This is a genomic window from Moritella sp. JT01 (assembly GCF_001574435.1).
In the GTDB taxonomy this organism is placed as follows: Bacteria; Pseudomonadota; Gammaproteobacteria; order Enterobacterales; family Moritellaceae; genus Moritella.
Window position 1 is genome coordinate 1 of sequence record NZ_LOCN01000010.1, and the last position, 14,787, is coordinate 14,787.

12 protein-coding genes are annotated in these 14,787 nt (G+C 37.8%); 7 read left to right on the forward strand and 5 right to left on the reverse strand.

Going from position 1 to position 14,787, the window contains the following annotated elements; translation table 11 throughout:
* The first annotated feature begins 688 nt into the window (after positions 1–688).
* The 6 genes from AKG98_RS10840 to AKG98_RS10865 all read left to right on the forward strand — a co-directional run bounded on the left by AKG98_RS10840 (position 689) and on the right by AKG98_RS10865 (position 8,447).
* Positions 689–2,266, forward strand: coding sequence for a radical SAM protein (locus AKG98_RS10840; protein WP_067045598.1), 1,578 nt, complete (start codon positions 689–691; stop codon positions 2,264–2,266).
* Positions 2,263–2,880, forward strand: a complete 618-nt coding sequence (locus AKG98_RS10845) for an SDR family oxidoreductase (RefSeq protein ID WP_067045600.1) — start codon at positions 2,263–2,265, stop codon at positions 2,878–2,880. The genes AKG98_RS10840 and AKG98_RS10845 overlap by 4 nt, the downstream gene beginning before the upstream one ends.
* Positions 2,877–3,629 carry a hypothetical protein gene (locus tag AKG98_RS10850; protein ID WP_067045602.1) on the forward strand — a complete coding sequence of 251 codons (753 nt, stop codon included), beginning with the start codon at positions 2,877–2,879 and terminating at the stop codon, positions 3,627–3,629. The genes AKG98_RS10845 and AKG98_RS10850 overlap by 4 nt, the downstream gene beginning before the upstream one ends.
* A 9-nt stretch (positions 3,630–3,638) precedes the next feature.
* On the forward strand, positions 3,639–4,703 hold the full coding sequence (locus tag AKG98_RS10855; RefSeq protein ID WP_067045604.1) for a hypothetical protein: 1,065 nt from the start codon (positions 3,639–3,641) through the stop codon (positions 4,701–4,703).
* Positions 4,693–5,928, forward strand: coding sequence for an MFS transporter (locus tag AKG98_RS10860; protein ID WP_067045606.1), 1,236 nt, complete (start codon positions 4,693–4,695; stop codon positions 5,926–5,928). The genes AKG98_RS10855 and AKG98_RS10860 overlap by 11 nt, the downstream gene beginning before the upstream one ends.
* Positions 5,929–7,292: 1,364 nt before the next feature.
* Positions 7,293–8,447, forward strand: coding sequence for a hypothetical protein (locus AKG98_RS10865; protein WP_067045608.1), 1,155 nt, complete (start codon positions 7,293–7,295; stop codon positions 8,445–8,447).
* A gap of 50 nt (positions 8,448–8,497) precedes the next feature.
* Here AKG98_RS10865 and AKG98_RS10870 read toward each other — a convergent pair whose 3' ends face one another.
* Together AKG98_RS10870 and AKG98_RS10875 are read right to left on the reverse strand one after the other, a co-directional pair.
* Positions 8,498–8,806: a hypothetical protein gene (locus tag AKG98_RS10870; protein ID WP_067045610.1), complete on the reverse strand. Its 309-nt coding sequence runs from the start codon at positions 8,804–8,806 to the stop codon at positions 8,498–8,500.
* A gap of 23 nt (positions 8,807–8,829) precedes the next feature.
* Positions 8,830–9,600 carry a ParA family protein gene (locus AKG98_RS10875; protein ID WP_067045611.1) on the reverse strand — a complete coding sequence of 257 codons (771 nt, stop codon included), beginning with the start codon at positions 9,598–9,600 and terminating at the stop codon, positions 8,830–8,832.
* Between the two features lie 590 nt (positions 9,601–10,190).
* Here AKG98_RS10875 and AKG98_RS10880 point away from each other — a divergent pair.
* The gene (locus tag AKG98_RS10880; RefSeq protein ID WP_067045613.1) at positions 10,191–10,799 is read left to right on the forward strand and encodes a recombinase family protein; all 609 of its coding nucleotides are present in this window, start codon (positions 10,191–10,193) and stop codon (positions 10,797–10,799) included.
* 597 nt (positions 10,800–11,396) lie between these two features.
* Here the strand turns inward: AKG98_RS10880 and AKG98_RS10885 are convergent.
* From AKG98_RS10885 to AKG98_RS10895, 3 genes are all read right to left on the reverse strand, one after another.
* The gene (locus tag AKG98_RS10885; RefSeq protein WP_067045615.1) at positions 11,397–12,272 is read right to left on the reverse strand and encodes an isochorismatase family protein; all 876 of its coding nucleotides are present in this window, start codon (positions 12,270–12,272) and stop codon (positions 11,397–11,399) included.
* A gap of 413 nt (positions 12,273–12,685) precedes the next feature.
* Positions 12,686–13,441, reverse strand: coding sequence for an ABC transporter ATP-binding protein (locus AKG98_RS10890; protein WP_067045618.1), 756 nt, complete (start codon positions 13,439–13,441; stop codon positions 12,686–12,688).
* A gap of 433 nt (positions 13,442–13,874) precedes the next feature.
* Positions 13,875–14,651 carry a 2,3-dihydro-2,3-dihydroxybenzoate dehydrogenase gene (locus AKG98_RS10895; RefSeq protein ID WP_067045620.1) on the reverse strand — a complete coding sequence of 259 codons (777 nt, stop codon included), beginning with the start codon at positions 14,649–14,651 and terminating at the stop codon, positions 13,875–13,877.
* Positions 14,652–14,787 lie beyond the last annotated feature (136 nt).

Below are 14,787 nucleotides of genomic sequence, written 5' to 3' on the forward strand. Positions count from 1 at the left end.
ATAGTGCAAAATCATCTTTGGTAAATATCTATTGTTAGACGCTAAAAACAGTGTTTTTTCAATCGTATTTTGAGCGAATAGCTTTTGGTGCTTTTGGTGCTTTTGGTGTGTGCGCATTGTCACCTTTATGTTCAATAGGCCGATTATTGACGATTTAACCTCAAGATTATTACGTAACATCTAGCGACAAAACTCGTAGTGATTTTTCGACTATTCCCTCGAACAGGGTAAAACACATTCACCTATCTCCACTGAGCATCAAATACATGCCTACTTAATGATTTTAGGAGGAGAGAAATATTCCATTTCAACTCAAGGGAAAGTGCCAGTGTGCTACCAAGGTGTTGAGAGTATGTATCTGTAATGCCACACACTGGTACTACCTAGTTGGTACCACTTAATTGGTACTAAGTGGTTGCTGTCATGTAATCAAAGTGTTACGTTAATGTTGCTCAAGTGGGCTTAATTAAAATTAAAAAAGGAATTTCATTATGGATTGGATTGTAAATCTAACGAAAGCAAAGAAAGAAGAAGCTAAAAACGAGTCCTCACCTAAAGTTCAATCGGATCGTTGTTTTGTTCAAACAATGGGTGTAAGCCCGTAGAAAACTTATATAAACACATAACATTAAAGGCTGAACAAGAGAATTTGGCCTTTCTTCAATCCCTTACAGTTCGGAGCTAAAGGATGAAATTAGCACTTATCCGCCCACCACAACAATCAAACTACAACGATCTAGATCTTAGAGAAGATAATTTAATCAGTTATTTTTGGGGATACTCTGAAGCAGTAGGTCTTGATCTTGATTTTAACATTTACGACTTTGTTTTAGATAAAACAAATACTCTAGAAAAAATTATGGAGCACGACTACGACCAATTTATCCTTTTTGTAAGAGAAACTGGCTCATGTCCACATTATGCTGTTCGCATTACACAACATCTCATTGAACACGGAAAACAGGTTATTCTTTATGGTCACGTAGCTAGATTTCTTCGCTTGAAAGTCTCAGATTTAGACAATGTTACACTGATTGAGCACGATGAAAAGAAGCTATGCTCTCACCTTTATCCGTCTCTAAAAGTAAATGAAAATATTTCCTTTGAATCAGGGTTCACAGTCAAACCATATTTTCACTTATGCAATATCTCTGAGAAAAGACTCCCTCTTTTTAAAGCTTCACTAGAATCTACCCGAGGGTGTGAGTTTAAGTGTAAGTTCTGCTATATAAACCACGGTGATAACCATGCAGAACGATGGGTAACGAGAGATATTTCAGTCCTTTTATCTGATATCGATGTCTACTACAAGAGTGGCATTCGAAACTTTGTCTTCATGGACTCCGAGTTCATTGGTCGCTCAAAACAAAGACAGGTAGACTTACTCTATTTTAGCCAAGAAGTTAAACTGCAATTCTCTGATATTAACTTCATGATATACGCAAGAGCAGACACGATCGCAAAGTTTAACTCATTAGAAGAGTTAAAAGAGGCTGGTTTGGTGAATGTATTTGTTGGTGTTGAGTCATTCTATGAACGCGACCTGATCGCGATGAATAAAGGTGTAAGAAGCGAAAGATTGATTCAATCAATCAAAAAGCTAATCGACATGAAAGTATTTATGACTTTAAGTTTCATCACTTTCAACCGTGAAACAACAATCAAGTCCCTAGGCGAAAACTTAAAAGTACTGAAAGAGTTATATTCTCTTCCTGATAGCAAGTTCCTTGGAATGCCAAATTTTATCTTCAACTTTGAGTCTTCATGGGATGGCAATGGGAAGAACAAGTTAAGCAATAAGACGTATATTAAATGGCTACTGTATTTTAAAGAACAGCCGGGATACTCAAATGCTGTCTTTGATACAAAACTAGAACCTATAATGGAAATCTGTCGAATTTTACACTACGAGATAACAAAAAAAATAGCAGAGCTAAATTATTTCATCGAGATAGAACCACAAGTATTATTCTGGTTCGACTCAATAGGTTTGTTTGCTATCGGAGTTATGGAGACATTCCTAGATCATTTTAAAAATGGCTCACTTTCTCTTGAAAGTATTTTGGACAATACAAAAGAGTTCTATGAGCTCATGAGGTTTTATAATGATCAGACCTTACCTAAAGATCTAAGAACGTTACTGACTCTTGATGAAACCCTTACATCACAGCAACAAGAAGACGTTCAGTATTTAGATCACGGTTGGGACCACGCAATCCCTAATACAAAAGCATCATTAAACCTTTTTGTGGAGGCTGCTATATGAATATAGCTATTTTTGGAGGTAGTAAAGGTCTAGGATCTGCTCTTGCAGAGCAAACAAGTCAAAAAGGATGGGCGGTGTCCGTGTTTGCTAGGTCTAATAATACGAAAGAAAAAATCGAAAACTATAATTGCGATGTACTTTCAATAGAAAGCATTAACGCTGCACTTGTAAACTCTAATAAAGTCTTCGATATCGTAGTTTACTGCCCTTCGTTATGGGGAGAGTCAGGTAGTTTGAATAGAAGTGAATTAGAAAGCTTTTTACAGACTGGACCTTTCGGCTACCAGAACGTTTGTGAAGCACTCTTTAACTTAAATAGCATTTCAGAGTATGGGGTTATTATCAATATTAGCTCTACAGCCGCAAATAATTCGGGGTCAATAGTAAACCCTTGCTACTCAATCAGTAAGAGAATACAAGATGAAATAACCTCTGTCTATCAAGCTCTAGCCAAGGAGACCACAGTTAAATTTACAACAATCCAGTTAGGGACTTTAGGTGAAGAGGTGTATATACCTACATTGGATGTGGTGTCGTACATCGAGTGGCTAAGCCAACTAAGTACCAATAGTTTCCCAACATCACTAACGTTAAACTCAAGGAATGAGTTGTGACAGATATAAACAACCTTTACATGAAAAATCCCGAGATATATGACGCATTCTCGAATGACCGAGATTTTTTGAAACAAAGTCAATCACTCCTTCTGTTTGCAAACCTTGAAAACAGTAACATCAGTATTATTGAACTATTCGCAGGTCCAGCTAGACATTCAGCAGCTTTTCGAAAATTGGGGTATAACACTTATTCATTAGATTCATCAGAGAGCATGAAGGAATACGCGGTGAAAAAAGGTTTCCAAGATAAGGAACGTTATATTGTAGGACACTTGCCATCCTCCGAAATTTTCAAAGAGAAGAATAGGCAACTATCTGTTTTTACTATTCTGAGATTCTCTATCGGCTATTTAAACAAAATGGATGTGCGAAAGGTGATATCTTGGTGCAAAGGGCATGCAAGCAAGGGCGCTATTCTAGTTATTGAACTCCATAAACCAAGCATTATCTCTGCCGCCATGAATGAATTGTCAATTTGTCAAAGAGAGTTTGAGACTGAAATTGGTAGTGTTAAGTGCAGGTGGCCAAGCCGCTCACCTACATGGAGTGATACCAACTGGGAGGTGTCAATGCCAGTAGAGATTGAAGTTGAAAGTAAGCAATACGAATACACTTCAACAGAAACTATTCATTCTTTCAAAGATATTAGCGACTTAGCTAATTCATGTAATTGTCACACAGAGTTAGTCACAAAATCGATAGCAGGGTTCAATTCTGACTCATTACTCGCCGTCGTGTATCTATAGGAGAATACAATGCTAAATTATAAAGATAGAGTTTCACCAGAATCTGTATTCATTATTTTCTATGATGAAGTAGAACCATCATCAACTATTGCTCAAGCCAAAGCTGTATGTAGTATGTACGGCCTAAAGTTTTGTGCCCCTAAGTCTCTAGATGAGATGCTAACGATTATTAAAACTAGTTCATTTAGTATCACACACTCTATTTTACGACTCAAAGATAGCTTCACACTAGATGTACTAGAAACACTGAGAAACACGAGAGGCTCGGGCTACACTTCTAGTTCAATTGCATTTTCTTATCGTAGCACTAATGAAGCTCTTAAGTTTGAAAATGAGATTAATATTCAAAAAGGAAAAGCGGGTAATTTAGAGTGTATAAACATTATGCGCCCAGATGAATTTAGAAAAGATCAATATGTAGTATCAGAGTTAAAGCTTCTGGATAATATTGTCTGCGATACAATCCGTTTAAAATATAATACGAAATGCCTTTCTAATGAGTCCCTTTCCAGAATTTTACCTGAAAGTGTGAAAGATTATTTTGTTTCATGCTCTCATATCTACGGAGATCTGCATATGTACCACCGTTCTGATACTGACGGTTACTTTGCGATGCGTCACAATGGGAGTCTGTACATCACAGCTACAAAATCACCAAAAGGCCGCGGGCTTGATCTTGATCGAATAACTTGCTTAGAAGGGTATGACCGCCAAACCAACACTATTAGTTATCGCGGAGCATATCTCCCATCATCAGACGCAGTAGAAGCATTTGTAGTATTCGATACCATCAAAAATATCCATCAGATAATACATACTCATGACAGCAAACGATTTACTCGTAATAAACAAGCAGAGAAATTCCCACGAATAGGTTCTCTACCATATGGTGAACCTGAACTAGGTGATAAGATCGCTCGTTTATACCAGAGTACTCAGTCACCATTGATTATAATGGAAGAGCATGGAGAGGTTTTCTTTGGAACTCATGACAATTCTGCAATAAATAATATTACTTCTGCAATATCTCAGTTCTGTAACCACAAAGAGAATGATACACTGGATGTTGCATAAACTAGACAATTCTCATGTTTACATTATTGTAAGCTGCGGCTACTGGTTTGTAGCCGCATTAACGTTCCCTATCTTAACTCTACACCTTTTAGAACAAGGAATATCGATAAAAGAAGTTGGACTAGTATCTTCTTTTTCGGCAATTGTATACTTATTACTTGACGTGCCAATAGGTGCAATATCTGATCGCATTTCAAAACGATTTATTTTCACTATTTCAACACTTTTTCATGCTTTAGGGTACGTTATCTGGTCAGTAGGATCGGGAGTGCAGATGGCCATTATTGCTTATTCTATTTGGGGAGCTGGTCGAGCATTTTATTCAGGTTCACTTGAAGCATGGTATGTCAATACAATTACTTCTGATAACCGTATATCAATTATGAATAAGACATTCAATCACTCATCTATAGGCATATCATTAGCGATTGCTTTAGGTGTGTTTTTAACAGGTTACTTATCCTATAGTGCACAAACTAAAATATTCAATAGCTCAATGATTCTCAATGCAGCCGCAGTTGGTATGATTATATTAGGTATATTTTCTTTTAGCGCAATGAAAGAAGATATTGGACCTGAAAATATTCAAGGTTGTAACGAGCAACAAAGTAGTAAAATTCCTTTCAGTAAGCAATTTTATAACGCTCTCGAAGTATTAGGTAATATGAATTTTTCTAGATACCTATGCTTATCATTTGCCTATGGCCTTTGCTTTGGATTTTTTGAAGTATTTTGGATGCCTTTGGGTATTGACCTAAGCATGACTGAATTTCAGAATACGATCGCTTACGCCAGCTCTTATCTAGCAAGTGCTATCGTATTAATACTACTTCTACGCGTTTCGACTAAGTCTAACTATGAACTCTGGATTCCTATAGTAAGGATAGCCTTTTCGGCATCATTTTTCCTACTGTCTTTTACAACTTCATACATCGGTTTTATTATTGCTATGGTGCTAATTTATGTTCTAAGCTTTATTGAGGCACCAATGATACAAACTGGGTTAAATAATGCAATTGAAGATGATTCAAGATCATTAATGCTTTCGTGTGATTCTATGGTTAAGCAGGGGGTTGGAATAATCAGCGGTCTCGCTGGGGCATGGGTATACCAAAATGAAGGAGCTCAAGCTATTTTGATTTTTATATCAGTGATCACAGCATTATCTGTGCTTCCATACTTATATGCACATAAGGTGATTAAGAAAAAGAGGATACACTCTTAACCTAATACATAAATACTGAAGTGTAGTGATATAGATAATTTGGCCATAAGCTAAAAAGAAAACCACTCTCTGTCACTGCGCATAACGCATGTTATGTCAGTTCGATAACAAGATGATGGTTCGCTACGTGAAATCTAGCGAACTAACACCCACCAATAATTATTCCAGGCGCGTACTTGACGGCCATCAAACATCCCAATGAGATATTCCGTTGTCATAAGATTAAGTATTACCTAGTAATACTTATTGCCATTACTTAACCCGATCATCGTTATGCGCGTTATCACTTCTATGTTCAATAGGCCGCTCAGGGACGATTTTAGTCTTAGATCTAAAAAGCCTCCACTTAAGAGGCTAAATGTATTACTCCACTACACTATAAATACGTACATACGAATAAGGATTAATTTAGTGCGCACTACCTTGCATGACTTTAACCTTCCTTAAGCACCCAGGCCAGAAAAAAGAATAAAAGCACAAAAAGAATTGGATAGAACCTATTGTTCGGTGATTCAATCCAAACTTGAAACATACCCAAAAAATCAATATTCATAAAAATCTCCATAAGTGAATTGTTTAGCCATTTTGACTTAAGCGATAAAATAAAGATCTCTAAATAATATTTTTATTTTATCGCTTAAGTCAGCAGTGCTGCCGCTGGATTTCGTTTATCTAATGGATGGGTTAAATGTTGGTTTCACAGCGTGAAACCAACGGAAATAACTAACCACTATTTTTCTGAACTTATTAAACAGGAAAGCATGTGACTATTGAACTTGCTTCATTCTTATATTGAAGTTCTAAGAATGAAGATTAAACATTTGACGATAGTAAGATAAGAGGTAATGTTAAATCTAGCGAACTAACGCCAATAATCACTCCTGATATGTATCGTACTGCTGGGTAGTATTTCCGTTATCGTACTAAACATAAAATGCACTATACGCAATTGCTCACTATCAGAAAAAGGCTCTGATAATTCCCAACTGTCCGCTTCGCCGTATAATGTATTTTATGTTTAATAGAATGGTTATCCGCGCATTCGCTGCCTAGCACAAGCTGTCACTGCAAACCCCGCAGCGAGCATCGGCATCACTTCAGCAACAACAATCCCAAACTTAGCTCTCGAAAGCCTCGGCAAAAACACACCTCACCTTTACGCTACTTATTGGCCTTTTATGTTGCGGCGCTCAGCCTCGCCAATGGTTTAATAAACCCATCATGAAATGTAGTACATTTGTACTACATTTCTCTTTTCTGTTGTTTGTAATTAATTCTGGATTATTACGAATTTGTTGTAATGACTGTTCTAGCTCTTTTCTGTAAAGTTTTTGGCAAGCAATAACTTAATGGAGTAATTAATCATGGTTGCAGTATCTAAAGAAGAATCAATGTTGTTGATCCAACATGCTATATCCGCTTATCTGAATGAAGGTAAAAACCAAAAAGAGTTAGGGGCATTATTAGGTATTGATGGCTCTAGAATTAGTGAGGCGAAAATAGGTAAATGGAAGTTATCACCAAGCCAACGTCAAGTGATTATTGATAATTATGGTTATCCAAGACGGGGCAAAGGGCAGTACATCAAAGCCGAGATATACGATACTGTCACAGAGTTTATAGATGATTATAAAGAGTCATCAAAGAAAAGGCTGAAGCGCCGTTACTATGAACTGTTAATGCGAAAAGATTATCAGAATTTAATTGTCAGCGAATTAACATCACCAAAAAATCCGTTATGTATTCAATTTGACACAGAGTCTGGATCTCTAGTATTTGATATAACAATTGTTGAAAAGCTGCTTTCACAGCCTGAAACTAAAATATGGTATGACAATTATTATTCTAATGCTGGATATGATCACGTAGCTAAAAAGCTATCTGAAAAATGTTACTTCTCATTAGTATCTAGGGTTCAAGAGGACTTAATTGATGAATTAAATCCAAGTTTCGAAAAAATGTTATATCGTATTGCTCAGTTTAAATTTGAGTTAATGCCTGAGTTCAGTTTTTTTAGTGATATCGATGTGCACTCCATTCCACGCAAAGAATTGATTATTACTGGTGATGAAGTTCTTAATTTTAAATCTGATTGCAGTAGTGTCGAATTTAATAATACTGCTGATCTTCTTGGTCCGCTTGAGCAGGAAAGAACTTTCGTGAGCAACGCGATCCCTAAAGGTTCAGAGATTAATGAAAAACCTGATAATTGGGAGTGCGCAACATTGAAACTTTATCTTTCAGAGAGTATGCGTTATCACTTATGGATTCGATTGGATGCATTTTTTCATTATGATGAACCTGATTTACAAGAAACCATAATGATTAAACAACTGGACGGAATTATTGAAGATGGATTGGTTCGCAATATTGTAATCAAAGATTTATGTCGAATGAATTTCCTTAAGGAAATAGAAATTATAAGGAAGTGGTGCGGTTTGCCTTATGATTTTAATGATGGTATTAAACGTGAAGTCGCTAAGGTCGGCGGCTATGTACCTGGTGCTGAAGTTCTGTAGCTATCAAAATAAATGTAGTACAAATGTACTACATTTTGTTTTTAGAAAAACTAATTAGCCACATTAATCGCGTTAATTAGATCGTCTTTATTTATATCATCACGCATGTGAATTATCCCGCGAACAAGTTTGGCTGCTGTTACCTTTTTACCCATTTCTAATTCTAAGTCTTGAAGCCATAGATTTAGATCTGCTTGGTTGTTTTCACTTAACCTAATCGATACCGGTTTAGCTCCGGTTGTCACATTACGCTTTGTTGCTACGGTTGTGATTTTATCTTTCGGCTGATCTATTTCTTGCTGTTCTTTTTTCTTTTGTCTTCTACGGCTAAGCGATGAAGCACCTTGTAATTTGCTCATATTAATAAATACACTTTTATAAGTTAAAGACGTTCTAGCACTTCTTTTGCAAGATTCTTGTAGTCTGTTACTACGGTTGAACCAGGCTGATAATTTAAAATTGTTTCACCGGTTACGCTTGCTTGGCCAATGACTTCAGTACGGCGAATTGTCGTTTTTAATACCCGATCTTCAAGATTATCGAGCTCTTCTTGCAAGTAGTTATTAATTAGTTTGTTTGCTTTCGCATACTCATTTCTGAAAACTGCGTAGTTTACATCTTCAGTTTCTTTAACTTCTTCTAATGCATCCAGTAGATCGGCAAGACCATTTAATGAAAAGCTTCCGCCATCAACAGGGATAAGAAATAGGTCTGCTGCCATCATGGCATTTACAGAAGTTAAGCTTAGATTTGGTGGGCAGTCGAGCAGCACAATATCGTAATCATCTTTGATAGAGTCCAGTTGCTTTAGCAAGATACGTTCTCTGTGTACTTTTGTTAAGCTTTGTTCTATCACTCGGCTGAGGCGAATATCAGTCGGGCAGACATAGAGATTTTCTATCACGCCTTTTTTAGAGACTGCAGGGGTAATTGCTTTTTTGATAGGGTTGTTTTTAGCTGATTCAAATACGTCTGTTATCGATGATTCAAACTCGAATTCACCACCAGTCATAACTGCTGTTAAGTTGGCCTGTGGATCTAAATCGATAACAAGAACACGTTTGTTTTCCTTGGCTAGCTGGGCTGACAGGTTGATTACTGTCGTTGTTTTACCTACGCCGCCTTTCTGATTGATCACTGCAATTGTTTTCACTTTATACCCCTGAATGAAAAATGTAGTACAAATGTACTACATTTTAGTTGGGTAAGGCAAGTTTATTGTTATACCTGGTTTATCCACTGTAATTGTGGATAAGGTTATATATTTAGCTGGAATCTATTTTCCCTATAATAGAGCAAAATCACCTTGCAAATATAAAGGCTGAAAATGATATTGAAGCTGCCTAAATAGGCTTTGGTGAAGGTTTCTTTTCTAAGAGGTAAAGTGGCGTTGCGCATTATTAACATTATGGTTCGCTACATCAAATATAGCGAATTAACTCCTACCAAGGATTATTCCAAGCGTGTAGCTAACTACTATCAAACATCCAAATGAGATATTCCTTTGTCACAACAGAATTAGCATTACCTAGTAACGCCTACACACGTTCAAATTACCTGCGTGATAAAAATGATTGAATTAACGTTTAAGTGGTCTTGTAGATCGCTGCTGCTTTGGTTCACTATAGGTATGCTCTAACGAAACCAGCTGTGCGCTTCCATAATTTAGTTTCATTTGATATTGACACCACCCTAATGAAACCGACACAATGAAACCACTTAAACGAAACTAGAGGCGATATTATGTTTATCCGATGTTATCTACGCGCTTCCACACAAGAACAATCCGCAGATAGAGCAAAAGAAGAAGTTTCCGCTTTTGTTGAACAATGCAAACACAAGATCGCAGGCTTCTATATTGAGAATGAAAGTGGAACTAAAGCAGAGCGACCAGAACTGGAACGATTGATCAATGATTCGCATAGTGGAGATGTATTGGTTATTGAAAAAGTGGACCGATTAACCCGCCTACCTTATCAGCAATGGCAAACGTTAAAATCACGTATTCAAGAAAAAGGTCTGACTATTGTTGTTGTCGATCAACCTATGACACACCAAGCACTCGCAACAAGCCAACCAGAGTTATCAGCAATACAACAAGCATTAACGAGCTTCATGTTAGATCTTGGTGCTGCTATGGCTCGTGATGATTACGAAACAAGACAGAAACGACAAAAACAAGGGATAGCGAAGGCCAAGGAAGAAGGTAAATACAAAGGTAAACAGATTAATATCGAGTTACACAAAAACATTAAAACAATGCTTTCTGGTGGACTGAGTTATACGGATATACAAAATGCACTTGGTTGCTCTCGGGCTACGATAGCGCGAGTAAAAAAAATGGTATTCTAAGGAAATAAGCGAAGGATTGAGTGCAAAAAAAAGACAACTACTAATCACGGGTGAATCAAAATCGCCAAATGATTAATCAAAACGCATATTTTATTTTGGTGGTTAAACTTGCTTGAAATGATATTTTCGGGGAGTTAGTTCGCTATATTTGACGTAACGAACCATTCTTCAGGCGCTGATCTTACATAACATGCGTTATGCGCAGTTGCTTGAATATGTAACATAACAGCGATTATTTGTTTTAAGTTAGGGGGGGGGGTAAATATTACTAGGTAATATTTAAATTGGATTGTGATAACGGGATATCTCATCGTGATGTTTAGAGTGAAATACGATTAATAGATCCATTATCTCCACCTAACTTTGCTTATGATTACGATAAAAGAGTGTTACACCTATGCTTTATTTTGTGAATTATTAGACATGTTGTTTAAGAGGTAGCCCTTTAATCTCTATTTATTGGCTTGCAGTGGTTAATGGAATTTAACGATTATCTAACAGACTTCAGCTTATCAATAGAAATATTTTTGTAACGGTTTTCATTACAAAAATATAGCGTGTGCATCTTTAAATCAATTAACTAATTGGAGGGGGGGATTAAGCAGTTACCTGACCTTCTTGTGCCGCTTGACACCACTCCTCGAGCGTGTTCTTTTTCACCATGTCGGACAAGTCGATATTGAACCCTTGCTTCTTCCAGCGATCATGTAATGTCATGACGCGAATGGAATCAAGGCCGAGAAAGATCAAATTTTCTTTAACATCCACTTCATCTAAATCGATATCAAGAATGCCTGCAACGTCCTTGCGCATGCTTTCTAGGCTAAGCTCTGCAGAGCGAGTGGTACGCGAGAGATCTTTGCTCAATTGTTCAATTGATTTTACACAGCCACTTCTGCCTGTCACGTATTTGAGCGTGAAGGCATGATCCTCGGCTGAAAAATCCGCTATCGCATCGCCTATGACGAATGGCTTGATGTCGAGCATAAAAGCGTCAAGCGCAGTCGATAAGATACCTATGTGCCCATACACACCAACAATGATCAATTGGTCACGTTGATTTTCTTTCATCCATTTGAGTAAATTCGTTTTTTTGAAAGCACTATAGCGCCATTTCGTGTACAGAATATCACCTTCTTCTGGTGCAATATCAGAAGCAATCTCTGTATCTTGTGTCAGTCCCGTTCCCCAAAAATCTGTGAGTAACGCCCGCTCTTGCGGATCTTGATTAGCCGGCTGAGCCGTGTAAATTACAGGAATTCCAGCTTCTCTAGACATACTTTGAACTCTTTTTACATTGGCTAGGAGCTCTGGTACAGGAGCCTGAGTTCGATCAAAAAAGTTAAGGAAATACTCTTGTAAATCATGTACCAGCAGTACGGCTTTTGTAGAATCAACATTCCAATTCACTTTGTTCATTGGGAATGATGCTGGTTGAGGTGTTTCATACGAGGCTATTTTGGGAATCGCCATCTAATAATCCTTTTTTACGATGTTTTATTGAGGGAACTTCAGTGTTTCACTTTAAAAAAGATAAGCTTTCATCTCGCGTAGTTGAAAACAAGTATCAGTTCCAGTGATTTTAAAACACATTACTGAATAAAATCAATTGATAATGATAACTATTCGCAATTAATCTTAAAAGGAAGAAAAAGTTTAGCGGATGCCATTTATTACTTTGATAAGAATATAATAACTGTGTTAGCGGACTGCAATAAAGAAGAGAAAACCTCTATTTTTCCGCCGATACTATCCTTTTGCTCTATGGAGAATAAGCAACAAAATTTACTTCCTGCTACGGCTAAATCACACGACTGGCCTGATGCAGTAACTCAGGAACTGGTTTCTGTTATTTAGACATTTTCAGTGCCAACAGACCTGTTTTGCTAGTGATAAGTACACATTCTTTTCCCTTCTACCTCTATGATGTTGAATGGTGTCTCGTAAATACCACTGAGAACATCTGCTTGAATCACCTTTTCTACGGGCCCACTTGCCACCACTTTTCCTTTTTTCAACGCCACAATAACATCGGAATAACAGGCTGCGAAGTTGATATCATGAATAACTAAGACCACCGCTTTATTCATATCTCTTGCCAATCGCTGAATATTTTTCATGATTTTAAGTGAATGTTTGATGTCCAAGTTGTTAAGTGGCTCATCCAAAAAAACGTAATCCGTATCTTGCGCGATAACCATCGCAATATAAGCTAGCTGACGTTGGCCGCCACTTAATTCGTCCAAATATTTATTTTGGATGTCGCTTAACGCCAAGTAGTCAATAGATTGATCTATCACGGCTTGGTCTTCTGTGGTTAATTTTCCTTTGGAATATGGAAAACGCCCAAAAGAGACTATTTCTCTGACCGTAAAACGCATGGTCACCGAGTTCGACTGACGCAAAACAGCGAGGTGCTTGGCCAGTTCTGCTGTATCCCACTCGCAAATTTCTTTGAAATCTAATAACACGCTCCCACTGTCTCTCTCTGCAAGTCGAGAAGCCATGGACAATAAAGTACTTTTCCCTGCACCGTTAGGGCCAATAATAGATGTCACTTTTCCCTTTTTGAATTGAACATTCACCTCATCAATGACCTTGATACTTCCATAGTTTTTTGAGAGATTTTCAATCACAATCATACTGTTACACCATTTTGTTAGCACTGAATATATAATAAATAGCGGTCGCCAATGAAATTGATGATCACACTAAACGTGGTTTCAAACTAGAACACTTTTCACTAGCCACTGCGCAGCCAAAAATAAAACGAGCCTCTGGATCAATATGACCAGTATAAACTCCGCATATAAATGAGGCTGTATACCTCTGAGGGATTGTTCCTTGACAAACCATGTTATTTAACACAAAATCCGAAACCCTAACGCAAACGATTTTCATTCGCGTTTATTGCGTGGTGCTTATTACAGCCGTTCATGTCTATTAGGCTAGTAACTACGACCACGAATCTAGATATAACCGTTGTCTTATATCTAGAAAATAACAGTGTCTCTGCTTTCGGTGACTGAAAGGTCTATCACCAAATGGTTTCGGGTGAGCTGCAACCCATTAAGGCTAATTATCCAAAGTAGCACCACCGTCAACACGCAAGTCGTGCATGGTGATATGGCCTGCGGCATCAGAAAGGAGAAAAAGAACGGCATGGGCAATGTCTTTGGGTTGAGCAAGTTTGTTTAAAGGTATACCCAGGCGGAACTGACTTGCATCACCTGCGATGACTTCTGGTTCACCATAGTCGTCGGTCCACAGCTGTCTCTGCATTGGTGTATCAGTAGATCCGGGGCTAACAATATTGCAGCGGATACCAAATGAAGCTAATTCGATACCAATACATTTTACCATTAGATGCAGTGCCGCTTTTGACGCCCCATAGGCACCAATTGATTGGCGTGGCGTGTTTGCAGCATTGGAACCAACGATCACCATACTGCCGGAACGCTGGTTTTTCATCGTTTTTGCGACAGCCTGCATCAGCGCAAGTACTCCAAAGGTATTGATATCGAAGGTGCGTTTAACTGTTTCTAGTGGAAGCTCGTGCAAAGCGCCTATATGCAGGACTCCTGCACAACAGACTAAGTGGTCGAAAGCGCCTTGTTCCTGCCAAATATCGACACTGCGGGTAATACTACTGTGATCGGCGAGGTCCAGATAGTGACATTGAAACTGCTCACTGTACTGAGGAAAAAGTGACTCGCTGTTTTGTTTAAGTAAGTCGATTTGTTTATCGGCGACGGTAACGTTTGCTCCAGCGGAAAGCAGGCTGTCTAGCACTGATAGACCGATACCAGACGCGGCTCCGACTAGTAAAATCTTTTTATTTTTTAATGACATATTTTGTTTAAGCCTTAGGTGTGATTTGTGAAAATCGTATGTCGACACGTGAATTATGAATAAGGATTTTGTATAAATCAAGGTGATAATAATAATCATTCGTATCGATTCAGTCGATTGCTAGGTAAGAAATAAC